We start from the raw sequence: 22,027 nt of genomic DNA, 5'->3' as shown, positions 1-22,027 counted from the left end.
AGGAGCGCCCTCCATGAAAGGAACCGTCATAAAATTCCTTCTGAAAACCGCCTGGGTTCTGGAACTGGCCATTGCCCTGTTTATTTTGGTGATTACAGTGGTGCAGATGGTTCTGACGGGAATGGATTCCCTGGACTATCTGGCCCTGGGGCAATTCAGCCTGGACGAGTTTTTGGCCAATACCATGAACATCGTGGTATGCCTGGAGTTTGTGAAGATGCTCATTCTCCACACCCCCCGGGCGGTCACCGATGTGCTGCTCTTTGCCATCGCCCGTCAGCTGGTGGTAAGCCACTCCAGTTCCATGGATACCCTGCTGGGGGTGGCGGCAGTGGCCCTGATCTTCATTATCAAGAAGTTCCTGCTCAGCCGGGAGGACTCGGTGCCGCCCAAGGATATGCTGGCTAAATTCTCCCAGGAGTTTATTGCAAAAAAAGAGGAGGAGTCCCATCATGAATGACCTTCATTGGATTTCTGCCGTGTTCAGCCCCACCGGCGGCACCACCGCCATCGCCAAGGCCATTACCGGAGGCCAGGGCCATGTGGTGGATCTGGCCGTCCCCGCGCCGTCCACGCCGGTGGCGGGCAACACCGTGCTGCTGGCCGCCGCGCCGGTGTTCGGCGGGCGTATCCCCGCCGTGGCCCTGGAGCGGCTGGCCGCCCTCAGCGGCAGCGGCCCCGCGGTCGCCGTGGCGGTGTACGGCAACCGGGACTATGAGGACGCCCTGCTGGAGCTGTCCGACGCCCTGAAGGCGGGCGGCTTTCAGATGATCGGAGCGGCAGCCTTTGTGGCCCAGCACTCCATCGCCCCCACCATTGCCCAGGGCCGCCCGGACCAGGCCGATCTGGAGGCCGCCGCCAGCTTCGGCCGGGCGGTGCTGGACAAGCTGGCCGGACCCAATCCTCTTGCCCCGGTAACTGTGCCGGGAAACACCCCCTACAAGGACTGGAAGGGGGTCCCCTTCCACCCCGCCGCCGGGGAGAGCTGCATCTCCTGCGGCCTGTGCGCCTCCCGCTGCCCGGTGGGCGCCATTCCGGCGGGCAGCCCCAAGGAGACCGACCCGGAGCGGTGCATCACCTGTATGCGCTGCGTCTCCCTCTGCCCCCGTGGGGCCCGGACCATCCCCGCCCCTGCCCTCCAGGCCACTACCGCCATGCTGACGGAAAAGGCAGGCGTCCCCCGTCAGCCGGAGTTCTTCCTGTAACCGCAAAAATACCCTCCGCCTAAGGCAGAGGGTATTTTTTATGGACAATATCGGATGGGCAGGCGGCTTCCCAGCCGGGAGAGCAGCTCGTTGGTGATGGTGCCGCACCGGGCGGCCACCTCCTCCGCCCGGATCTCCGCCCCGCCGTCCCGGCCGATGAGGGTAACCACGTCGCCGGGAGCGGTCTGGGGTACGCCGGTCACGTCCACCAGCAGCTGGTCCATGCACATCCGCCCCACCATAGGGCAGCGCACCCCCCGGATCAGCACTTCCCCGCCCGCCTGAGCCAGCATCCGGGGCAGGCCATCGGCGTAGCCCACGGTGACCACCGCCAGCTTAGTATCCCCCCTGGCCCGGAAGGCCAGTCCGTACCCGGCCCCTTCCCCGGCGGGCACGGTACGCAGGGCGGCCACCCTGGCCCGCAGGGACAGGGCGGGACGCAGAACGTCGGAATCTGGCCGGTCCTCCTCCCGGCTGTACACGCCGTACAGGGCGATGCCCGCCCGGGCCCAGGCGCAGGGCTGGTGCGGCAAATTCAGGATGCCGTAGCTGGCCTGGATATGGACGGCCCCCGGGTCCAGACCGGCGGCGGCCATCCGGGCCACCGCCCCGTAAAACCGGTCCAGCTGGGTCTGGGTGAAAGCCTGGTCCTCAGGGCTGGCGCCGTCCGACACGCACAGGTGGGAAAAGGTGCCGGTAAACTTGAGGTTGGGCAGGGTCCGGGTGCGGGCAATGGCCCCATGGTCCTCTGCCGGGATGCCCAGCCGGTGCATCCCGGTGTCCAGAGCCAGGTGGACCTCCAGAGGCACCCCCGCCGCCGACAGGGCTCTGCCGTGGGCCTCGTCAGCCACACACTGGGTCAGCCCCCACCGGGCCAGCTCCGCCGCCTCCTCCGGCGGGGTATAGCCCAGGATCAGAATGAGCCCCTCCACTCCCTGCCGCCGCAGGCTGATCCCCTCCGACAGGCAGGCCACCGCGAAGGCCTTCACCCCCTGCTCCTCCAGGCATCGGGCCACCGGCCCGGCCCCGTGGCCGTAGGCGTCCGCCTTGACCACCGCCATCAGCCTGCAGCCGGGGCCTATCCGCCCCTGGAGCCATGCGGCGTTGTGGGCCACGGCTCCCAGGTCCACCTCCCGCCAGGCCCGGGCGGTCATTGCTCCCTCGTACTTCATACCCTCTGCTTCCTTTCCAAGATCCGGGGCGGCGGGGCCACCACGGTGCTGCCGTCAGGGATGTCCCGACAGACCACCGCCCCCGCGCCGACGCGGACACCCTGCCCCACCCGGATGTCTCCCACCAGCACCGCCCCGGCGCCGATGAGGCAGTCCGGACCGATCACCGGGGCCTTTCCGTCCACCTCACCGATGGTCACATTCTGATAGATTTTGCACCCTGCCCCCACCACCGCGTAGCGGGAAATGAAGACCCCGTGGAGGCCGTGGGGGAGGACCGGTTGGGACGCAAACTCCGCACCCGGCCCCACATAGCCCCCGTGGCGGTGGGCGCTGCGGCACATCAGGTAGGTACACAGGCTCCGCACCAGCCGGTGCTTTGTGTTCCGACGCAGCCGGTACAGCCGCCAGAACCAGCCCAGTCCATCCCCTCTGGACCGGGCAACCAGCCTGTCCTTTCCCATGTCCTCACCCCCCTGTGCTCCGCCAGGAGGCGGCCACCACGCCCCCGCAGTTGTCGCCGGAGCACAGCAATCCCTGCTGGCCCGCCAGCCGGAAGGGCTCTCCCGCCCCGCCGGGGAGGTAGGTAAGCGCGCACTCCCACTCCGCCGCGGCAAAGCGGAAGGGAGCCCCACCGGCTGGATAGTTCCGCAGCTCCTCCAGATACTCCTCCAGGGTAAGGTCCAGCCGGGCCATGATCTCCCCGTGGATGGAACCCACATAGCGGAAGTGCCAGGGCTCATGGGCGATGCCTGTGACGGCCTCCCGCCCGGCGGGATAGCGCAGCACGAAGCCGTACCGGGGGGCTGCCAGCCGGAAGGCCCGGCACACCCCCTTGTCTGGAAAGCTGGGGCGGATGAAATCCACATTCTCCTGCCGCCGGCCTAGGTCAATGGCCAGACCGGTCTGGTGCTCGCTGCAATCAGGCATGGCCACATAGCTTTGGGTGAAGACCAACCCCTCTTTGGCCAGGGTGTCGTCCCAGATGGCCTGCTGCTCCGCCCGGCTGCGCCAGCCGGACACGGGGAGGATGCCCACCGTCCCCCCTATCGCCCGGAGGCAGGCCCTCAGGGCCGCCGCCGCCCGGCGCTCCAGCAGTACCCCGTCCTCCAGCTCCGCCAGCTCCGGATTGGCCAGAGTTCTCAAAGGATGGGCGGCGTTGACCAAAATCAGCGGTCCGGTGGCGGTCAGGTCCCGGACCGTCCCCTCCCCCCTCACGGCTCCAGCCCCAGGGCAATGAGGCGGCTCACCAGGGCGGAAAAGTCCAGGCCGATCCCCTTCATCATATTGGGGTAGCGGCTGTGGGCGGTAAAGCCGGGGATGGTGTTGACCTCGTTGAAGTAGATCTCCCCCTCCAGGGTGAGAAACAGGTCCACCCGGGCAAACACCCGGCAGTCCAGGGCTCGATAGATGGTCCTGGCCGCCGCCTGGATGGCCGCCGCCTGCTCCGGCCTGATGCGGGCGGGACAGTGGATGGCAGAGGTCTTGAGGGTGTACTTCTCCTCGTAGTCAAAAAAGCCCTGGGACAGCTGGATCTCATCCACCAGCCCCACCGTCAGTTCCTCGTTGCCCAGCACGGCGCACCCCACCTCAAAGCCGGGCACCGCCTCCTCCAGCAGGGCCTCCCGGTCGTGCTTCAGGGCCTCCTTTACCGCCCCCGTCAGGGCCTCCGGCCCGGTCACCCGGGTAATGCCGAAGGAGGAACCGGCCCGCACCGGCTTGACGAACAGGGGATAGCCCAGGTCCTGGGCGGCCCTCTGGAGGTCGTCCTCCCGCCAGCTCCGGTCCACCACCGTCCCCCGGGGGACCTTCACCCCCGCCAGGGCGGCCAGCTTGTGGGCCCGGTCCTTGTCCATACACAGGGCGCTGGCCAGGGTGCCGCAGCCGATCACCGGCACCCCCGCCAATTCCAACAGACCCTGGAGGGTGCCGTCCTCCCCGTTTTTCCCGTGGAGCACCGGGAAGGCCCCGTCAAAATGAAGCCGCGTTTCGGTACCGTCCAGCAGCAGAAGCGCTCCCCGGCCCCGGTCCAGGGAGAGGGTGCAGGGGGTACAGTTTTCCTGCTGCCAGGTGTCGGCCTCCATCCGGTCCAGAGGGCCGGTGTAGTACAGCCACTGTCCCCAGCGGGTAATACCCACCAGCAGAGGCGTATAGGCCTCCCGGTCCATATGGCTCACCACGGCATAGGCCGATTGGAGCGAGACGGCATACTCCGTGGAGCAGCCGCCGAAAAGTACCAGAATGGTTTTCATTGCAGATTCCTCCCAACAGGCAAAAAACGCCTTGCTTTGATACCCATATGGTACCAAAGCAAGGCGTTTGATGTTTTTGCTTTTTCTTTCCCGCACCCTACAAGTTTCCGAACATTTCTTTCAGTTTTCTTACAGGGTCAGCTCTCCCCCAGCACCACGGCGTACACCGCCTCCTGCAGGTCCACCACCTGGCTTCTGGGCACCAGGGCGGTGGGCTGGCCGTCCACCACGGCCAGACAGTAGGTGCCGTCATAGCGGTAGAACTGGATGCTCACGGTGGGCTCCCCCTCCAGGGACAGGTGGAGGGTGAAGGAGATCTCCTCCTGTCCGGTGGGCTCCTCCCCGGTAAAGCTGTCGGCGGTCAGGGCCTGGAGGGCATCCGGCAGGTCGCTGGTCTCCAGCTCCTGCTCTCCGTAGGACCAGATCCGCTCCTCCTCCTCGCCGCTGGCGGTGACGGTATAGGAGGTGCCGTCCAGGGTCACGTCCACCTGGGACACATTCTCCAGGTCGGCGGGCAGGATCTCCTTGTGCCGCAGGGTGTCGTAGGAGGCGTCCATCAGGGCCCGGTATTCCTGGGTGGTGATCTTGTAAATGATGGGGGAATCATCCACCCGGGCGTAGGCGGTGACCTCCTCTTCCTCGCCGGTTTCCGTTTCGGCGTCGGCCTGGGTGTCGTCCCACCGCTCCGCCGGGGCGCGGCTCACCGCCAGAGACACGGTGTGGGCGGTCTCATTGCCGTCCTCGTCCTCAGTGGTGTAGTCCAGCGTAATGGTGCGCTCCGGGTCGTCCAGGCCGTAAGTGGCCAGATCGTCCTCCCCGGCGTTGTAGGTCATATACTCGGTCAGATCCTGAGAACTCAGGGTATACAGGAAGTCCTCCACCAGGCCGGTATCCAGGGGCTGGGCCTCTCCGTCCACTGTGACGAAGTAGTGGTCCTCCTCCCGGTAGCTGGTGCTCTCCTCCTGCCAGGTGATCTGGAGGGAATTTTCACCCTCCACGGTGATCTGGTCCGCCGTCCTCACATAACGCGGCTCATCAACAGTAAATGAAATTGAACCTGCCGGACGACGGCAAAGAAAAAAAGCCGTCGTACAGCAGTCCTTTTAACACGCCCATCCCACCAGCGGCGGCTTTGAACAATCAAGGCCGCCGCTCTTATTTTACATGAAGGAGAGTGATACCAGGAGCGGCGGCCCACGGAGGGAGCCGCCATGATAGCAGCATTTAGGCAAAATCATAGAGGCTTTACATTATCAAAAAAAGCCTTCCTTTATCGCCGGGATGCTGCGGCTATGAAAATGAATACACAATTCATGTAAATACCTCTTATAATTCCTTAACGCCTGTCCGCATCTTGCGGGCGGGCGTTTTTTGTCGTTTTTTCTGTTTTTCCGTCGGCTGCCGTTCTCCGCCCTTTCGCTTCGATCCAGCCATTGACCACACGAAGCGAAAGGAGCAATCATGGAGAACAAAATTTTTTCTGATAAACACGGTTTAGGGCTGCCAAAAGACCCCTTTGGTGAACGAGTAGTAGGCGAAAGGGGACAAAAAGACCTGCCTCCTGGCACGGAGGGAGGTGAGAAATTGAGACCTGACCGCCACTACGAGCACAAACAGCACGCCTTTGATAGCTATTGCAAGAAGGTGTTGAAATGCGAAGCGTATAACGGCTATCGAGAGATCAGCCGCCGCCAGAAGCGTGAAACACCGTTCAGTGAGTTGTCGGAGGAAGAATTGGCCCAGCTTGCGGTCTATGACCGCTATCCCTGGGAATACACCGCTTTCCCCGTGGGAGGCGATGTCATTCTAATCAAGGATGACCGGCTGGCCGAGGCGTTGAACGCGCTGCCTCCGGATAATCGGGACATCTTCCTGATGTACTGGTTCTTGGGAATGGCAGACCGTGAGATCGCTGAACATCTGCACATGGTTCGCCGGACGGTCAATGCCCGCAGGCAAAGTGCCTATCGGCTGCTGAAGGAGCTGATGGGAGGTGAAGCGGATGACTAAATCTGCAAACATGCGGGTGGCGCTGCTCCCTTACCCTGTCATTGCCGCTGCGGTGGGAGGAAATCCCGACGCAATAGCAAGGGTAATCCGGCACTATTCCAGTTACATAGCCGCATTATCTATGAGGACAAGCTATGATGCAAATGGCTTTCCCCACTTCCAGGTGGATGAAGATTTACGCAAGCGGCTGGAAACAAAGCTCATCGTTTCTATTCTGGGATTTGATCTGAACTGATTCGGGACAAGCTGTATGAACCCCTTTCCATACAGCTTCCCATCCCCACCTTGACAAAGAAAGCCTTCGGGCAGCATAAGGCAGACGGATACAATCTGTCTGTGTGGAGCCGGTCGGCCGGTGCGCCATGACCCTGTTGCAAGTCCGCAGGACGGGCCCCCTACCAAACAGGTGAGCGACAAAACCAGGCCATAAAACAGGTGTGGCAGCCTGTGGGTGAGGATGCACAGACAGGATAATGAGACTCCCGCGTTGAACGCCCTCAAAGCATTGCGCGGCGCACCCATCAGCATGGGCCGGGGTGAGATTCCCGTGGAGCTGCTTGCCGACAGCCATCCGTTTTTTGCCTCTTTAATTTTCAGATAAATCTTCTGCTTTTCTGTTTACGGATAGTTCGTAAACTTTCCATTAGCAGCAGACAAACCCGAAACGGCGCGTTACAATGAGGGTGGAAGTTATGAATGAACACCCTTTTGCGTGCCGTTTCCGATTAGAAAGGGGGCAGCCATGTCACAAACATGGAACGGTACGAAGAAGGAGCCTCCAGAACGAAGGACTTATACGGTTGAGGACATTGCTCATATCCTGGGCATTGGTCGGACTTCCGCCTATCTTCTCGTGAAGGAAGGACACTTTAAAATCGTACGAATTGGTAACGCCATACGGATTTCCAAGCGGTCATTTGACGAGTGGCTGGAGTCACTCGATTTGTGACAGAAGAAAGGAAGTAACGCTAAGCTCTATGTGGCTATGAACCTCTCTTTTGCCTGCTCATTGCGTATGGGCGAGATTCTGGGACTGACCTGGAGCAACGTCCACATCTCTGATGAAGAAATTGCTGCCGACAATGCCTATGTCTACATCGACAAGGAACTGACGCGGGCCTCCAAACGGGCCATTGAGATGCTGGGACAAAAGGACATCTACCATGTGTTCACGCCCTTATTTCCCAACACCAGCACCAGAGTCATCTTGAAAAAGCCAAAGACCGATTCCAGTATCCGCAAGGTGTGGCTGCCCAAGACCTTGGCTTACATTTTGCGAGAATGGAAAGACTCCCAAGATGAACTTCGGGGATTTCTTGGTGACGAATATCAGGACTATGATTTAGTGGTGGCACTGCCAAATGGTCGGCCTTGTGAGGATCGTATCATTCTGAAGGAATTTGAAAAGCTGCGTGAGAAAGCTGGTCTGCCCAGAGTCGTCTTTCATTCCCTACGACATTCCAGCACGACCTACAAGCTGAAACTCAACCACGGCGATCTGAAGGCCACTCAGGGCGATACGGGACACGCAGAGATCGACATGATTACCAGCGTGTATGCGCATATTCTGGACGAGGACCGCAAGATCAACGCCCAAAAGTTTGAGAGTGCCTTCTATGCCAATCCTGACCTTCGTTCGGTTCGTCCCCCGGAGGAACCAAAGGAACCGGCACCCGCTGCATTGGATTTGGAAGCCCTGGTGGAACAGCTTCGCAAGTCGCCGGAACTGGCAAATACTCTGGCGGCGCTGCTCTCGGCAACACCCAGCGGCAAATAAGTCCGAAAAATCGAATTAGCAGGGACGTAATTTTTCTTAGCAAGCGCGTGTAAACCGTTCAAATCCAATTAGCAAGCATACAACAAAATTGAATGGAAACCCTCCCTTTGCTATACGCTTTTTAATTAAAACAAAAACCGCTGTAAACCAGCGAAAAACGGCTTACAGCGGTTGTTTTGGCACCCCCGGCGAGACTCGAACTCACTACATTCCGCTTAGGAGGCGGACCCTCTATCCTGGTGAGGTACGGGGGCTTATACAACAAATATTCAATTTTCGGGCTCAACAGGATTCGAACGAACTGCCGCTTAGGAGGCGGTCGCTCTATCCTGCTGAGCTACAGGCGCATCTAACTTTGTCAGCGGAACAAAAATCCGCCTATGCCGCATTATTGTAACCCAATTTCCGGGCGGTGTCAACGCTGAGGGCGGGAAAGATGCGGGTTTTTGTTGGTTTTTTTGCGGAAAGCTGTTGCATGGCCCGTAAGGTATGCAGTATAATTAAGAGTCGAGCTGATTATGATCTTATGCGGCGGAGGATGGACGCCCCGCCGCTGAAGGAGAAGGAATATGCAGAACGAGAAATTACGCAACGTAGCCATCATCGCCCACGTCGACCATGGCAAGACCACCCTGGTGGACGAAATGCTCAAGCAGGGCGGCATCTACCGTGAGAACCAGGCCACGGTGGAGCGCGTCATGGACTCCAACGACCTGGAGCGTGAGCGCGGCATCACCATTCTGGCCAAGAACACCGCTGTCCACTACAAGGACGTGAAGATCAACATCGTGGACACCCCGGGCCACGCCGACTTCGGCGGCGAGGTGGAGCGTATCCTGAAGATGGTCAACGGCGTCATCCTGCTGGTGGACGCCGCTGAGGGCCCCATGCCCCAGACCCGCTTCGTGCTGTCCAAGGCCCTGGAGCTGGGCCACAAGGTCATCGTGGTGGTCAACAAGATCGACCGCCCCGACCAGCGCATCCACGAGGTCATGGACGAGGTGCTGGAGCTGCTGCTGGACCTGAACGCCACCGACGAGCAGTTTGAGTCCCCCACCCTGTTCTGCTCCGGCCGTCAGGGCACCGCCTCCTACTCCCCCGACCAGCCCGGTACCGACCTGGTGCCCCTGTTCGAGACCATCGTCAACTATATCCCCGCCCCCGAGGCCGATGTGGACGCTCCCTTCCAGATGCTGGTGTCCTCCATCGACTACAACGAGTTCGTGGGCCGGATCGCCATTGGCCGCATTGAGCGTGGCACCGTGAAGCAGAACCAGGAGATCGTGGTGTGCAACTACCACGACCCCGACGCCGTTCCCAAGAAGGCCAAGGCCACCGCTCTGTACCAGTTTGACGGTCTGGGCAAGGTGCCCGTCACCGAGGCCGACGCCGGCAACATCATCGCCATGAGCGGCATCGGCGAGATCACCATCGGCGACACCATCTGCGCCCCCGACGCAGTGGAGCCCATCGAGTTCGTCAAGATCTCCGCCCCCACCATCGAGATGACCTTCTCCGTCAACGACTCCCCCTTCGCCGGCAAGGAGGGCAAGTTCGTCACCTCCCGCCAGCTGCGTGAGCGTCTGTTCCGGGAGACCATGAAGGACGTGTCCCTGCGGGTCACCGAGACCGACTCCACCGACGCCTTCAACGTGGCCGGCCGCGGCGAGATGAGCCTGTCCATCCTCATCGAGACCATGCGCCGTGAGGGTTACGAGTTCCAGGTGTCTCCCCCCCGCGTGCTCTTCCAGGAGATCGACGGCAAGAAGTGCGAGCCCATCGAGCGCCTGGTGGTGGACGTGCCCTCCGACAGCGTGGGCGCCGTCATCGAGAAGATCGGCTCCCGCAAGGGCGACCTGCTGGAGATGACCCCCGTGGGCGAGCGTATGAAGATCGAGTTCCTGGTGCCCTCCCGCGGCCTGTTCGGCTACCGCAACGAGTTCCTCACCGACACCAAGGGCGAGGGCATCATGGCCTCCGTCTTTGAGTGCTACGCCCCCATGAAGGGCGAGATCCAGCGCCGCAACTCCGGCTCTCTGGTGTCCTTCGAGACCGGCGAGAGCGTGACCTACGGCCTGTTCAACGCCCAGGAGCGCGGCGTGCTCTTCATCGGCGCCGGCGTGCCCGTCTATGCCGGCATGGTGGTGGGCGAGACCCCCAAGCAGGAGGACATCAGCGTCAACGTCTGCAAGAAGAAGCAGCTGACCAATATGCGTGCCTCCGGCTCTGACGACGCCCTGCGCCTCACTCCCCCCCGCCAGATGTCTCTGGAGCAGTGCCTGGAGTTCCTGGCCGACGACGAGCTGCTGGAGGTCACCCCCCAGTCCCTGCGTCTGCGTAAGCGCCTGCTGGACCATGCGGCCCGGATGCGCGAGGCCTCCAAGAAAAAGGCCTGATCATAAGAACAACACCGCCCCCGGCGTGCCGGGGGCGGTGTTTTATGCTAAATACAACAGGCCCCGGAACCGCAGGGTTCCGGGGCCTGTTTTTTATGCCGGGATGGTTTTCCGCTTTTTTCTCCGATGGATTGCCAGCGCCGCGATGAGCAGTACAGCCGCCCCGGCGCAGCACAGCAGCACCACAGGCAAAACATTGGGCGTGGTGCGGTCCAGCAGCACCACCTGCCCGCTGGCCGGGCCGTCAAAGACCAGATAGCTGCCGTCCTGGCTGGCCTTCACCACCTGCCAGCTGCCGTCGGACTGCAGGATGGCCGCCGCCGGGTGATCGGCGTCCGCCGCCCGCAGCCGGAGGGTCACCGTATCTCCCTGGCTGCCTTCCACGGTATAGGACCAGCCCTCCACGCTCCGGTAGCCCGACAGGTCGGGCAGCTCGGTCAGCCCTTCCGCCTTCAGACCAGCGCCTGGCTCAAAAGTGCCCTCCACCAGCAGGGCGGGATGCTCCTCGCCGGAGGAGAGGGTGGCGGTAGGCTGGGTAAACTGGGCCTCCAGCACCATGGACCGGGTCAGCCCCTTGACCGGGAAGTCGGGCCACACCCCATACTCCCCGTCCCGGGCAGGCGGCTCGGGCACCAGGCTCTGGTCCAGGTCGTCCCCGTAGGCAAAGGGGATCTCGGCCACAGTCTTGCCGTCGGCCACAAAGCGGTAGGAGAAGGTGAGGAAGTCCTCGGGGATGCCGCTCAGCACCGAGAAGGCGTCAAACTCCAGCCCCTCCGCCTGACCGGCCACATCCACCCCGTCCAGCCCCGCCAGCTCCTCCAGCAGGTAGCGGTTGCCGGTGAGGGGATCGTCGGACTGACCGGCAATGGCCCCCCGGTACTCCCCGTCTCCCTGGGCCCGCACCATGGCCCGGCAGTCGGTGAGGGTGCCGCCCAGACCGGCGATGCCGCCCAGCCAGCTGCCGCCGTCCAGATCCACCAGGGCGGCGCACCGGATCACCGAACCGCCGGTGCGGCCTGCAATGCCGCCGCAGTAGTCGGTGCCCGTCTCCACCGTGCCCCGGGCGGCGCAGTCCAGGATGGAGCCGGTGGTACACCGACCGGCGATGCCGCCGCCGCAGTCGTTTCTCACGGTAACGGCGCCGTCAAAGCGGCACTGCCGCACTGCCGCCCGCAGGGTGGCGTACACGTCGGAGAGCAGTTTGATGTCCTCCATGTCAAAGGTAGCCTCGGGGTCGTCCCCCACCTCGGCCCCCATGGCCCCCACAATGCCGCCCACGTTGGAGTCACCCTCCACGGTGCAGGCGGCGGTACAGGCCATGACCAGGCCGGGGCCTTCTGTAATGTCCCCCGAAAGGTCCTGGGTGGTGAGTTTGGGCTCCCGGCCCATGTCGTAGATGGCCTGACGCACCTGGTCCAGAGCCCCGATCACCCGCTGGGCGGAGGCGTGGAGGGCGGTGTTGTCCGCCCCGGCAGCCTGGGTCATCTGGTCCACCCGGTGCTCGATCACATCCAGCTGGTCCCCGATATCGTCTGCCGCCGCCTGGGTCTGCTCCCCCAGCTGGTCGGAATAGTCCTTCAGCAGGGTACGAATGGCGGAGGCCTCGTTGCTGACGGCGTCCAGATCCTTCTTACTGTCCTTGGACAGGGCGCTGCCCGCCCCCACCAGATGGCTGGCGGCGCTGTGGATGGCCTTGGCAGCCTGATCCGCGTCCTTCCGCGCCTCCTCCATCTCTTTTGAGGTATCGTGGCTCAGCGTTTCCCACCGGCCGGTGAGATCGCTGACCAGGCCGGGCAGCTTGCCCAGGGCCTTGGAGATGGCGGACAGGTGTCCCGCCGGGTCCACGCTGGGGAAGGGTACTGCCAGGGCTCCCTTCAGATCCAGCTTTTTCAGGCAGTCGGTCACCTGGGTGAGATAGCTGCCCAGGCTGTCCAGCTCACGGGACATGGCCTGGAGGTGGGTGCGGATGGTATTGGCCTGCTTCTCAATGCCTTCGGCGGCATCATCCAGGGCCTCCACCCCTTCCACCAGGGCGCTGTCGGCGCTGTCCAGCATCTTGCTCAGGCTGCGGCGCAGCTGGGCGGTGCCGTCCAGCAGATCATCCAGGTCGTCCCCGGCCTCATTGGAAAAGGTATCCACATGACCCCGCAGGCCGTCCAGGGCATCCCCCAGGGCGGCGGCATGGCTGTCCAGCTGGTCGGTCATATCGCTGTAATCAGTGAGACCCTGGTCCCCGGCCTGCTGGGCCCGGTCCCGGATCTGACCCACCGCCTCATGGATGACCTGGGCGTCCTCCACTCCCTGGCCCACCATGCCGCTGAGCTGGTCGGCAAAGCCCTCCATCTCATCAAAGAGGACCCCCAGACTGTCGTTGAGGCTGTCGGCGGGAGAGTCGCCGTAGCGCACCTCCACATTGGGTTCGAACTGGCCCACGATGCCCCCCACGTCCTTCCGGCCCAGAATATGTCCGGTATTGGAGCAGTTGGTGATGGAGCCGGACTGGAGTCCCGCAATGCCGCCGGTGTTGTAGCCCAGGTGCTGATAGCCCACAGTTCCGGAATTGGAACAGCCGTCAATGTTGCCCCGGGACAGCCCGGCGATGCCGCCGGAGTTGGAGGGTATATCCTGATCGGAGGCGGTATTGATCTCCCCGGCATTGGTGCAGCCGGTGATGGTACCCAGATTCTGCCCGGCGATGCCGCCGGCGTTGCTGGGGGCGGAGATTGTGGCCTGGTTGGAGCAGTCCGTCACGGTGCCGCTCTCCCCGTTAAGGCCTACCACGCCGCCCACATCCGCCTGACCGGAGGCGGAGCCCTTGACGGTACAGTTACGCACGGTGCCGTAGTTCTCACCGGCCACCAGACCCACCTGGCCTCCGGTGCCGCCGGGTGTGAGGGTGCCCTCCACCGTCAGGTCCTCCACCACTGCGCTCTCGGTGAGGGTGCGGAAGAGGCCCACCTTGGACCCTTTGTCGGAGAAGGACAGACCGGTGATGGTATGGCCATTGCCGTGGAAGGTACCCTGGAAGATGGGAATGGAGGTAAAGTCTGTGCCGCTGAGATCCAGATCGGCGGTCAGCTCCGCCGTCACCCCCACCGACCAGGTGTCCTTGGTACAGCTGCGGGCAAAGTCCAGGAAGGCGGACTCGTCCCCGATGGTCACCGTGCCCGCCGCCCGGGCGGGAAGCAGCAGGGAGCAGAGGAGGGCAGCCGCCAGCAGCAGGGCGGTTACGGGTCTGTTGTGCTTCATGGCTGATCCTCCTGTTCCTGCTCCTCGATTTGGAGTTCCTGATACTTGCTCTCAATGAGGGCGTCCACACTGCCGTGGATGACCCCCTTGAATTCGCCGTCCACAAAGCCGGATACATGGCCCCGGACGTGACCGTCCAGCCGCATGGTGCCCTTGTTGAACCGCTGGGACCGGTCCCGGTTGAGGGAGATGGCGGTGCGCTCGATGATGGCGTCGCCCAACAGCAGCAGCTGGGGCAGCACGGTCATCACCAGGAAGATGGAGGTGACGGTGCCCCGTCCCAGGGTGAGGCCCACCGAGCCGATGGTGGCGTCGGTGGAGATGCCGCCGATAAGGAAGCCTGCCACCGCCATGATGGTGCCCGAAGTGAGGATGGTGGGGAAGCTCTGGCTCAGGGCCTCCACCACCGCCTTCCGGGGCTCCATGCGGGTCTTCAGCTCCAGATAGCGGTTGGTGATGACGATGGCGTAGTCGATGGTAGCGCCCATCTGGATGGAGCTGACCACCAAGTAGCTGAGGAAAAACAGATTGGTGCCGGTAAGTACCGGGAAGGAGAAGTTGATCCAGATGGAGCCCTGGATGGTGAGCACCAGCAGCACCGGCAGACCGGCGGACTTGAAGGTGAACAGCAGGATCACGATGACAAAGAGGGCGGTGAGTACGCTGATCTTCAGGTTGTCGCCGGAGAAGGAGCTGGCCAGGTCAAAGGCGTTGGTGGAGTTGCCCACCAGCACCACGTCGTTATAGTAGTCCTCACCGATGGCGCGGATCTCATCCAGCAGGGCGTAGGTGTCGTCCCCCTCGGTGGGCACGTCAGCCACAAAGACCAGCCGGGACCACTCCGTACCCTGGAGCTGCTTGAGGCCCACGTCCAGCTGCTCCTGCAAATCCTCCACCTTCTGGGCCTGGTCGCCGGTGAGGCTCACCACGCCCTTGTCCTTCTGCTCCAGCAGGAACTGGAAGATATCCAGCAGAGGCACCGAGTAGTCGTCCGGGTTCTGGAAGATGGAGCCGTACTCCTCCACACTCAGGCCGTAGGCCTGGAAGAGCAGCCGGGCCAGCTCCACGTCCACCCCGGCCAGCTCGGCAAACTGCCGGGGGGTGATATCGTCGGTGAGCATCCGGCCCGGTTCCACCTCGATGTTGGCAAGGCCGGTGACCTGGGTCACCTGGGGCAGGGCCTCCACCCGCTCCAGGATGCGGCCCTCCTTTTGATAGTCCCCCCGGGGCACCAGCATGGCGATGGTATTCTTCTTGCCAAAGGTATCGGTCACCTTTTCGGCAGCCAGCTGCCAGTCTGGCTTGTTGGAAAAATCGGCGTCGTTGGTGTCAAAAACGTAGGCGCAGTGGCTGGACAGAATCGCCCCGGCAATGACCACCACCAGGAAGATGGGGGGGAGCACAAAGCGCAGCTTGACCACCCCTTTGCCCCAGAAGTTGATCTTGGGCACCAGATTTTTGTGGCGGGTGCGGTCGATGGGCCCCTGGAACACCATCAGCAGGCCGGGCATCAGCAGAAAGACGCACAGCATGGAGCATACGATGCCCTTGGCCAGCACGATACCCATATCAAAGCCGATGCGCAGCTGCATGAGCATCAGAGCCACCAGGCCGGAGATGGTGGTCAGGCTGGAGGAAGAGATCTCCACAATGGCCTTGCTCAGGGCGGCAATGTCCGCCTCCCGGGCATCCAGGCCGTTGTCCCGCTCCTCCATGTACCGGTGGCAGAAAATGATGGCGTAGTCGATGGCCAGAGCCAGCTGGAGCACCACGGCGATGGAGTTGGTAATAAAGGAGATGGTGCCGAAGATGAAGTTGGTGCCCATGTTGAGCACCGCCGCCGCCACAAACACGATGAGGTAGACGGGCACCTCCATATAACTCTTGGAGGTAAAAAGCAGCACCACCACAATCACGGCGGCGGCGATGGCCAGGATGACGGTCATCTCCTGCCGCAGGGAGGCGGAGGTGTCCCGGCCCACCTCGGTGGACAGGGATACGTCGTACCCCTCCAGCAGATCCTCCACCCGGTGGAGGGCCGCCACCGTCTCCTCATCCCCGGTCTCCCCCTCAAAGGAGATGGAGAAGAGGGCGGCGGAGTCCTTGTAGTGGTCGGCGGTGTCGTCAAAGGCCACCTCCGACACCCCCTCCACCCCCTTCAGCCGTTCGGCCAGGGCGGCGGCGGTGTCGTAGGTCACGTTGGACACCATCACGTCGGCGGTGCCCAGGGTGACAAATTGCTCCTCCATCAGGGTCAGGCCCCGCCGGGTCTCGGTTTCCGGCGGCAGATAGGAGGTGATGTCGTTGTTGATCTGTACCTTATTGATGGAAGCCCCGCAAAAGATGAGGGCGGCGATAAAGACCAGAAAGAAGGCCTTCCGTTTATCCACAATAAAGCGGGCCAGTTTGGTCATAGGTGTCTCGGTTTTTTTGTCCGTTACCATAGGCAGATTCCTCTCAATGGTTGGGGATAAAGCGGGCCAGATGGTCCAGCAGGACCTCCTCCGGCACCAGGTCGGGGCTGATCAGCCACCAGTGCAGCAGGGACAGCATGGCCCCCACATAGAAGCGGGCGGCGATCCGGGGGTCCACCCCCGGCAGTGCGTCCGGGAAGGGCGGGCGGCTCATCCGCAGGCACAGCTCGTTGGCCGCCGCGTCCTCCAGCAGGCGGGTCTGGGTGTCGGCGCCGCTTTCCAGGCAGGCCCGGTACAGGGCCCTTCTCTCCTTAAAAAAGGCCAGGGTGCTGCGGGCCGCCTCCAGGAAAAACTCCCTGGGGGTGGGGGCGTCCTGGGGGATGCAGGCGTCAATGCACTCCCGCTCCAGCTGGGTCAGCAGGTAATGGAGCAGCTCCTGCTTGTCGGTAAAATGGGCATAGAAGGTGGTGCGGTGGACCATAGCCCGCCGGCAGATATCGGTCACCGACAGCTCCTGAAAGGGCCGCTCCTCCATCAGTTCCACCAGAGCCTGAGTCAGCTGCCGCCGGGTCTTGCGCTGACGCAGATCCAGATTGTCCTTTTGTTTCTCCTCCACAGGGACCCCTCCTTTCGTTGGCCGGAACAGCATATCACTTTACGCTACACTTGTCAAGATAAAATACAAATGTCGATTAGCCAGAGGGAAAGGCTGCGGGATTTATAGGTTGCTTTTTTTAAAAGGGGACAGTATAATGAAGGCGTCTAATTATGGAAACCTTTACGGCAACGGAGGGAAATGTATGAAAGCAAAGCGATTTGCCGCCCTATGGCTGGCACTGTTTCTGATGCTGTCTCTGCTGGTAGTACCCGCCGGGGCAGTAAGCTTTACGGATATGCAGGGCCACTGGGCCCAGGAGGACGTGGAGTATCTGGCTGGTCTTGGCATTGTCAAGGGTACCAGCGCCACCACCTTCGCCCCCGCTCAGAAGATGACCGCCTGCGAGGCCCTGCTGTTCTGTTCCCGGGCCACCGGCGTGTCCGCCGCGGATAAAAAGCAGATCGCCGCCGACCGGGCCGACCAGCTGAAGGAGATCCTGCCCGAGAACGTCTACAGCTGGGCGGAGGAAGAAATGGCCGTCTGTCTGGAGACCGGCATCATCAGCGTCAGCGAGCTGGAGGCCATGTGCGACTCCGGGGCCCTGCTCAAGTCCATCACCCGCGAAAACCTGTCCATGTATCTGGTGCGGGCCATGCAGCTGGAGCCCATGGCCAAAAACCTGACCAACTATTCCATGAGCTTTGCCGACACCGCCTCCATCTCCCAGGTGCTGCGGCCCTATGTATATCTGCTCAATACATACGGCATTGTCCAGGGCAACACCGCCAATGAGTTTATGCCCCAGGGCAGCCTGACCCGGGCGGAAATGGCCACCATGCTCCGCCGTGCCATCGACTTTATGGATGAGCAGGGCATCTATGCCGAGCTGCCCGCCTACACCGACTACCAGTGGGTGGGCGGCGTCATCGACGCGGTGAGCTCCACCAGCAACGGCGCCACCCTGCTCACCATCACCGGCAATCTGACCGATACCTTTGGCATTTCCGTGCCCGCCAACGTGCCCATCTATGAAAACAACATCCGCACCACCCCCAACTCCCTGCGTGCGGGCCAGTATGTCCGGGTGAACCTGGACGACAAGGGGGCGGCTCAGGCGGTCCGTCTGGGCGGGACCCTGACCAGCCTCAGCGGCAGCATCACTGAGGTATCCCAGGACAGCATCACCATCAGTGTCAGCGGCACCAGCAAGCGGCTGGACATTGACCGCTTTACCAGAGTCCAGGTGGGCCAGCTGGTGGGCGATCCCTCCCTGATTGAGCCCGACGCCGGTTATACCCAGGCCCAGTGCTGGGTGGACGGCATGGGCCATCTGGCCGAGCTGAAGCTGTCCGGCGGCACCCGTTCCGCCGAGGGCTTCCTCACCAGCGTGGAGAACACGTCCGGCGGCCAGACCATTACCGTCTCCGCCTTTGACGGCCAGCGCGCCCAGTACACCCTGGTGTCCGGCGCCGCCGTCACCGTCAACGGCAAGGCGGGCTCCATTACCGTGTCCAACAGGGGGGACTATGTGAGCCTGCGGGTGTCCAACGATAACGCCGGCACCGTGGTGAGCGCCGCGGTGGATACCGTGTCCGACTATGTCCAGGGCCCCATCAAGAGCATCAGCTTCACCAAGGACCCCTACGAGATCACCGTGGAGGACAGCCTCACCGGCCGCTCCCGCACCTACCCCATCGCAAGCAACGCCATTGCCCGCTATGACGGAGAGGAGATCACCGTCAAGGAGGTGGCCCGCAACAACTTTGCCACCCTTCAGATCTCCGGCGACCAGGTGGTGCTGCTGGACACCTACCCCGCTTCCACCACCACCCAGGGCGTGATTGAGAGCATCACCTACGCCAGCCCCACCACCCTGGCGGTGCGCACCCCCCAGGGCACCACCGCTACCTTCTCCATTGATCTGACCAACCTGCCCGACATTGAGCGGGACGGCAAGACCAGCTCCATTGACAAGCTGCGCAGCGGCGACAGCGTCACCGTCACCGTCCGCTACAACGAGGTGTATGAGATTGAGGCCACCTCTCAGAACGCCACCCTGTCCGGCACCATCACCCGGGTGATTCAGGATACCACCGGCGTCAGCATCGACGTGCGCTTCTCCGACGGCTCCACCGACACCTACCAGGTGTCCGAGGGTGTTTCGGTGACCCAGAAGGGCTCCGTCATCTCCCTCTACTCCCTCAAGCCCAATGACGCGGTGGATTTGACCCTCAGCGGGGATGAGATCGTGGCCATCGAGGTCACCGGCAGCTCCTCCTCTTCCACCCAGATCACCGGCTCGGTGCTGGTGGTCAACACCAAGGACGACACTCTGATGATCAGCCTGGAGGACGGCACCCCCCTCACCGTGGATGTGGAGGACGCCAGCTTCGTTACCATCTCCGGCTCCTCCACCAGCCTGAGCAAGCTGGCGGCGGAAGATCGGATCCAGCTGTACGGACAGTACTCCGGCAATCTATTCGTTGCCACCCTGGTGGTCAAACTGTAATTGTTCAAATTTTGCGGGGCCCGACTCATCTGAGCCGGGCCCCGATTTGTCAAACTGTTTTGACAAATCGGGGCGTTATTGACTGGACGCGAAAGACAACCCTGACGGTTTTCTTTCACACTATCTTTCCCTCCGAAGCCTCGGCCTGGAGCGCTTAATTCGTTAAAGCCCGGCTTTTATGCGCCGGGCCCTATACTTGACTTGACTTTTGGGCCGCAAATGAATAAAATAAGTAGCACCCATGCGTATTTTGATAAAAAAGGATTGAGATAGATATGGCACAGGACAAAAAGCAGGTGGAACAGATCACCGATATGGAGGTGGACTTCGCCAAGTGGTTCACCGACGTGTGTAAGAAGGCGGAGCTCATCGACTACTCCTCCATCAAGGGCGTGTTTATCTACCGCCCCTACGGCTACGCCATCTGGGAAAACTTCCAGAAGATTCTGGATGAGAAGTTCAAGGAGACCGGCCACGAGAACGTGTACCTCCCCCTGCTCATCCCCGAGTCCCTGCTCCAGAAGGAGAAGGATCACGTGGAGGGCTTCGCCCCCGAGTGCGCCTGGGTCACCATGGGCGGCTCTGAGAAGCTGGAGGAGCGCTACTGCATCCGGCCCACCAGCGAGACCCTGTTCTGTGAGCACTACAAGAACATCATCCACTCCCACCGGGACCTGCCCAAGCTGTACAACCAGTGGTGCTCCGTGCTGCGTTGGGAAAAGACCTCCCGCCCCTTCCTGCGTCACCGGGAGTTCCTGTGGCAGGAGGGCCACACCATGCACGCCACCGCCGAGGAGGCCATTGCCGAGACCGAGCAGATGTTCAACATCTACGCCGACTTCTGCGAGAACTACCTGGCCATGCCCGTGGTGAAGGGCCGCAAGACCGACAAGGAGAAGTTCTCCGGCGCCGAGGCCACCTACACCGTGGAGTGCATGATGCACGACAAGAAGGCCCTCCAGGCCGGTACCTCCCACTACTTCGGCGACGGCTTCGCCACCGCCTTCGACATCACCTTTACCGGTGAGGACAACAAGCCCCACCACCCCTTCCAGACCTCCTGGGGCGTGTCCACCCGCCTCATCGGCGGCGTCATCATGACCCACGGCGACAACAACGGTCTGGTGCTGCCCCCCCGCATCGCCCCCACCCAGGTCATCATCATCCCCGTGGCCCAGCACAAGGAGGGCGTCATCGAGGCCAACCAGGCCGTCATGAACCGCCTGAAGGCCGCCGGTATCCGGGTGAAGATGGACGCCTCCAAGCAGTCCGCCGGCTGGAAGTTCGCCGAGTACGAGATGAAGGGCGTGCCCCTGCGTCTGGAGATGGGTCCCAAGGACATGGAGAAGAACCAGTGCGTGCTGGTCCGCCGGGACAACGGCGAGAAGAGCTTTGTCTCCCTGGACAACATCGAGGAGACCGTCCAGACCATGCTGGACGCGGTGCAGCAGGGCCTGTACGACAAGGCCAAGAAGAACCTGGACGAGAACACCTATGCCTGCTCCACCGTGGAGGAGGTCAAGGAGAAGATGTCCACCCAGGGCGGCTTTGCCAAGACCATGTGGTGCGGCGACGAGGCCTGCGAGCTCAAGATGAAGGAGATCGCCGGCGTGTCCTCCCGCTGCATCCCCCTGGAGCAGGAGCACCTGGGCGACGTGTGTCCCGTCTGCGGCAAGCCTGCCAAGCACATGGTGTACTGGGGCGTGGCTTACTAATCACCCAAAACCATACGACAAAAAAGGACCCGGAGCATGGCTCCGGGTCCTTTTATTTTATTCCTCTACGCCGTACCAGGCCAGCAGGGATTCCACCATGCCGTCCACGATCTTGGCCTGATACTCCGGGGTCTCCATGAGAGCGTCCTCCCGGGGATTGGTCATAAAGCCCATCTCAATGAACACGCAGGGCATGGTGGAGAAGTTGAAGGCGGTCAGGTCGGACCGCTGGACGGTGCCCAAATTCTTGGCCCCCGTGTGCTCGCACACCGCCTCGATCATCAGCTCTCCCAGCCGGGCGCTCTCCTCCACGATGGAGGGGGTGCCCAGCAGGTCCCCGTAGGGCACCAGCACCATGGCCCCGTTGTAGTCCGGGTCGGTCCAGCCGTTGGCGTGGATGCTGATGTGTACATCGGCTCCCGCCTCCTGGGCGATCTTGCACCGGTCGATGCCGCCCAGGGTGATCTCGGACACCTCCCGGGTCATCACTACCTCGGCTCCCAGCGCCTCCAGGGCGTCCCGGAGCTGGAGCCCCACCGCCAGGTTGAGCTGCTCCTCGGTCTGATTGGCTCCGGCGGTGCCGCCGCCAAAGAGGTACTTGGTCTCATCGGACAGGGGAGAGACCAGCTCCCGCTGGCCGGTGCCGGTCAGCGGGGTGACGCAGTGGCCGGGGTCCACGCAGATCACCGCCCCCTCCAGGGGCAGCGGGGTGGGAGTGGGCTCCGGCGTG

18 protein-coding genes and 1 tRNA gene are annotated in these 22,027 nt (G+C 62.3%); 9 read left to right on the top strand and 10 right to left on the bottom strand.

All coding sequences use genetic code 11. The features are described from left to right. The first annotated feature begins 13 nt into the window (after nucleotides 1-13). Nucleotides 14-460 carry a hypothetical protein gene (locus B5E56_RS12210; protein ID WP_206404984.1) on the top strand — a complete coding sequence of 149 codons (447 nt, stop codon included), beginning with the start codon at nucleotides 14-16 and terminating at the stop codon, nucleotides 458-460. Continuing rightward, nucleotides 453-1,205, top strand: coding sequence for a 4Fe-4S binding protein (locus tag B5E56_RS12205; RefSeq protein WP_087390541.1), 753 nt, complete (start codon nucleotides 453-455; stop codon nucleotides 1,203-1,205). The genes B5E56_RS12210 and B5E56_RS12205 overlap by 8 nt, the downstream gene beginning before the upstream one ends. 38 nt (nucleotides 1,206-1,243) lie before the next feature. Here the strand turns inward: B5E56_RS12205 and vanT are convergent, their stop codons facing one another. From vanT to B5E56_RS12180, 5 genes are all read right to left on the bottom strand, one after another. Continuing rightward, on the bottom strand, nucleotides 1,244-2,377 hold the full coding sequence (gene vanT, locus B5E56_RS12200) for a serine racemase VanT catalytic subunit (protein WP_206404983.1): 1,134 nt from the start codon (nucleotides 2,375-2,377) through the stop codon (nucleotides 1,244-1,246). Further along, a complete protein-coding gene (locus B5E56_RS12195; protein ID WP_087390538.1) occupies nucleotides 2,374-2,841 on the bottom strand; it encodes a serine acetyltransferase in 468 nt (155 codons plus the stop codon). The genes vanT and B5E56_RS12195 overlap by 4 nt, the downstream gene beginning before the upstream one ends. 4 nt (nucleotides 2,842-2,845) lie before the next feature. Then, nucleotides 2,846-3,595 (bottom strand): D-alanyl-D-alanine carboxypeptidase family protein, encoded by a 750-nt coding sequence (locus B5E56_RS12190; protein WP_242958967.1) that lies wholly within the window; start codon nucleotides 3,593-3,595, stop codon nucleotides 2,846-2,848. Then, nucleotides 3,592-4,629, bottom strand: a complete 1,038-nt coding sequence (gene vanG / locus B5E56_RS12185) for a D-alanine--D-serine ligase VanG (protein WP_087390535.1) — start codon at nucleotides 4,627-4,629, stop codon at nucleotides 3,592-3,594. Before vanG ends, B5E56_RS12190 begins: the two co-directional genes overlap by 4 nt. 137 nt (nucleotides 4,630-4,766) lie before the next feature. Further along, on the bottom strand, nucleotides 4,767-5,651 hold the full coding sequence (locus tag B5E56_RS12180) for a DUF4340 domain-containing protein (protein WP_158098720.1): 885 nt from the start codon (nucleotides 5,649-5,651) through the stop codon (nucleotides 4,767-4,769). 439 nt (nucleotides 5,652-6,090) lie between these two features. On the opposite strand from B5E56_RS12180, the gene B5E56_RS12175 reads away from it, so the two are divergent. The 4 genes from B5E56_RS12175 to B5E56_RS12160 all read left to right on the top strand — a co-directional run bounded on the left by B5E56_RS12175 (nucleotide 6,091) and on the right by B5E56_RS12160 (nucleotide 8,416). Then, nucleotides 6,091-6,639, top strand: a complete 549-nt coding sequence (locus B5E56_RS12175) for a sigma-70 family RNA polymerase sigma factor (RefSeq protein ID WP_087390529.1) — start codon at nucleotides 6,091-6,093, stop codon at nucleotides 6,637-6,639. Then, on the top strand, nucleotides 6,632-6,874 hold the full coding sequence (locus B5E56_RS12170; protein ID WP_087181656.1) for a helix-turn-helix domain-containing protein: 243 nt from the start codon (nucleotides 6,632-6,634) through the stop codon (nucleotides 6,872-6,874). Before B5E56_RS12175 ends, B5E56_RS12170 begins: the two co-directional genes overlap by 8 nt. A 507-nt stretch (nucleotides 6,875-7,381) precedes the next feature. Further along, nucleotides 7,382-7,588: a helix-turn-helix domain-containing protein gene (locus B5E56_RS12165; protein WP_087390526.1), complete on the top strand. Its 207-nt coding sequence runs from the start codon at nucleotides 7,382-7,384 to the stop codon at nucleotides 7,586-7,588. A 30-nt stretch (nucleotides 7,589-7,618) separates the two neighbouring features. Further along, nucleotides 7,619-8,416 carry a site-specific integrase gene (locus tag B5E56_RS12160; RefSeq protein WP_343214250.1) on the top strand — a complete coding sequence of 266 codons (798 nt, stop codon included), beginning with the start codon at nucleotides 7,619-7,621 and terminating at the stop codon, nucleotides 8,414-8,416. A 177-nt stretch (nucleotides 8,417-8,593) separates the two neighbouring features. On the opposite strand, the gene B5E56_RS12155 is transcribed toward B5E56_RS12160, so the two are convergent. Then, nucleotides 8,594-8,670 (bottom strand) — tRNA-Arg (locus B5E56_RS12155). 315 nt (nucleotides 8,671-8,985) lie between these two features. On the opposite strand from B5E56_RS12155, the gene typA reads away from it, so the two are divergent. Beyond that, a complete protein-coding gene (gene typA, locus B5E56_RS12150; RefSeq protein ID WP_087272531.1) occupies nucleotides 8,986-10,812 on the top strand; it encodes a translational GTPase TypA in 1,827 nt (608 codons plus the stop codon). A gap of 93 nt (nucleotides 10,813-10,905) precedes the next feature. On the opposite strand, the gene B5E56_RS12145 is transcribed toward typA, so the two are convergent. From B5E56_RS12145 to B5E56_RS12135, 3 genes are read right to left on the bottom strand one after another with little or no spacing between them, the layout of a single operon-like run. Next, the gene (locus B5E56_RS12145) at nucleotides 10,906-14,061 is read right to left on the bottom strand and encodes a hypothetical protein (RefSeq protein ID WP_087390523.1); all 3,156 of its coding nucleotides are present in this window, start codon (nucleotides 14,059-14,061) and stop codon (nucleotides 10,906-10,908) included. Continuing rightward, a complete protein-coding gene (locus B5E56_RS12140) occupies nucleotides 14,058-16,505 on the bottom strand; it encodes an efflux RND transporter permease subunit (RefSeq protein WP_087390520.1) in 2,448 nt (815 codons plus the stop codon). Before B5E56_RS12140 ends, B5E56_RS12145 begins: the two co-directional genes overlap by 4 nt. Before the next feature lie 13 nt (nucleotides 16,506-16,518). Further along, on the bottom strand, nucleotides 16,519-17,091 hold the full coding sequence (locus B5E56_RS12135; protein WP_158098719.1) for a TetR/AcrR family transcriptional regulator: 573 nt from the start codon (nucleotides 17,089-17,091) through the stop codon (nucleotides 16,519-16,521). A 184-nt stretch (nucleotides 17,092-17,275) separates the two neighbouring features. Here B5E56_RS12135 and B5E56_RS12130 point away from each other — a divergent pair, with 184 nt between their 5' ends. Together B5E56_RS12130 and proS are read left to right on the top strand one after the other, a co-directional pair. Beyond that, nucleotides 17,276-19,582 (top strand): S-layer homology domain-containing protein, encoded by a 2,307-nt coding sequence (locus B5E56_RS12130; RefSeq protein WP_087390514.1) that lies wholly within the window; start codon nucleotides 17,276-17,278, stop codon nucleotides 19,580-19,582. A gap of 275 nt (nucleotides 19,583-19,857) precedes the next feature. Then, entirely contained in the window at nucleotides 19,858-21,297 is a 1,440-nt protein-coding gene (gene proS / locus B5E56_RS12125; protein WP_087390512.1) for a proline--tRNA ligase, read from the top strand. Between the two features lie 57 nt (nucleotides 21,298-21,354). Here the strand turns inward: proS and B5E56_RS12120 are convergent. Further along, nucleotides 21,355-22,027 (bottom strand): N-acetylmuramoyl-L-alanine amidase family protein (locus B5E56_RS12120; protein WP_087390509.1); only part of this gene is annotated, 673 nt, incomplete at its 5' end.

This window comes from Flavonifractor sp. An112 (genome assembly GCF_002161085.1).
Classification (GTDB): Bacteria; Bacillota; Clostridia; order Oscillospirales; family Oscillospiraceae; genus Flavonifractor; species Flavonifractor avicola.
Note: the sequence above shows the minus strand (reverse complement) of the source record. Positions and strands in the feature narration are given on the sequence as shown.

Excerpts from the sequence above, each read along its gene's own strand:
- B5E56_RS12210 (WP_206404984.1), top strand. The coding sequence starts at position 14 with ATGAAAGGAACCGTCATAAAATTCCTTCTGAAAACCGCCTGGGTTCTG.
- B5E56_RS12205 (WP_087390541.1), top strand. The coding sequence starts at position 453 with ATGAATGACCTTCATTGGATTTCTGCCGTGTTCAGCCCCACCGGCGGC.
- vanT (WP_206404983.1), bottom strand. The coding sequence starts at position 2,377 with ATGAAGTACGAGGGAGCAATGACCGCCCGGGCCTGGCGGGAGGTGGAC.
- B5E56_RS12195 (WP_087390538.1), bottom strand. The coding sequence starts at position 2,841 with ATGGGAAAGGACAGGCTGGTTGCCCGGTCCAGAGGGGATGGACTGGGC.
- vanG (WP_087390535.1), bottom strand. The coding sequence starts at position 4,629 with ATGAAAACCATTCTGGTACTTTTCGGCGGCTGCTCCACGGAGTATGCC.
- B5E56_RS12175 (WP_087390529.1), top strand. The coding sequence starts at position 6,091 with ATGGAGAACAAAATTTTTTCTGATAAACACGGTTTAGGGCTGCCAAAA.
- B5E56_RS12170 (WP_087181656.1), top strand. The coding sequence starts at position 6,632 with ATGACTAAATCTGCAAACATGCGGGTGGCGCTGCTCCCTTACCCTGTC.
- B5E56_RS12165 (WP_087390526.1), top strand. The coding sequence starts at position 7,382 with ATGTCACAAACATGGAACGGTACGAAGAAGGAGCCTCCAGAACGAAGG.
- typA (WP_087272531.1), top strand. The coding sequence starts at position 8,986 with ATGCAGAACGAGAAATTACGCAACGTAGCCATCATCGCCCACGTCGAC.
- B5E56_RS12145 (WP_087390523.1), bottom strand. The coding sequence starts at position 14,061 with ATGAAGCACAACAGACCCGTAACCGCCCTGCTGCTGGCGGCTGCCCTC.
- B5E56_RS12140 (WP_087390520.1), bottom strand. The coding sequence starts at position 16,505 with ATGGTAACGGACAAAAAAACCGAGACACCTATGACCAAACTGGCCCGC.
- B5E56_RS12130 (WP_087390514.1), top strand. The coding sequence starts at position 17,276 with ATGAAAGCAAAGCGATTTGCCGCCCTATGGCTGGCACTGTTTCTGATG.
- proS (WP_087390512.1), top strand. The coding sequence starts at position 19,858 with ATGGCACAGGACAAAAAGCAGGTGGAACAGATCACCGATATGGAGGTG.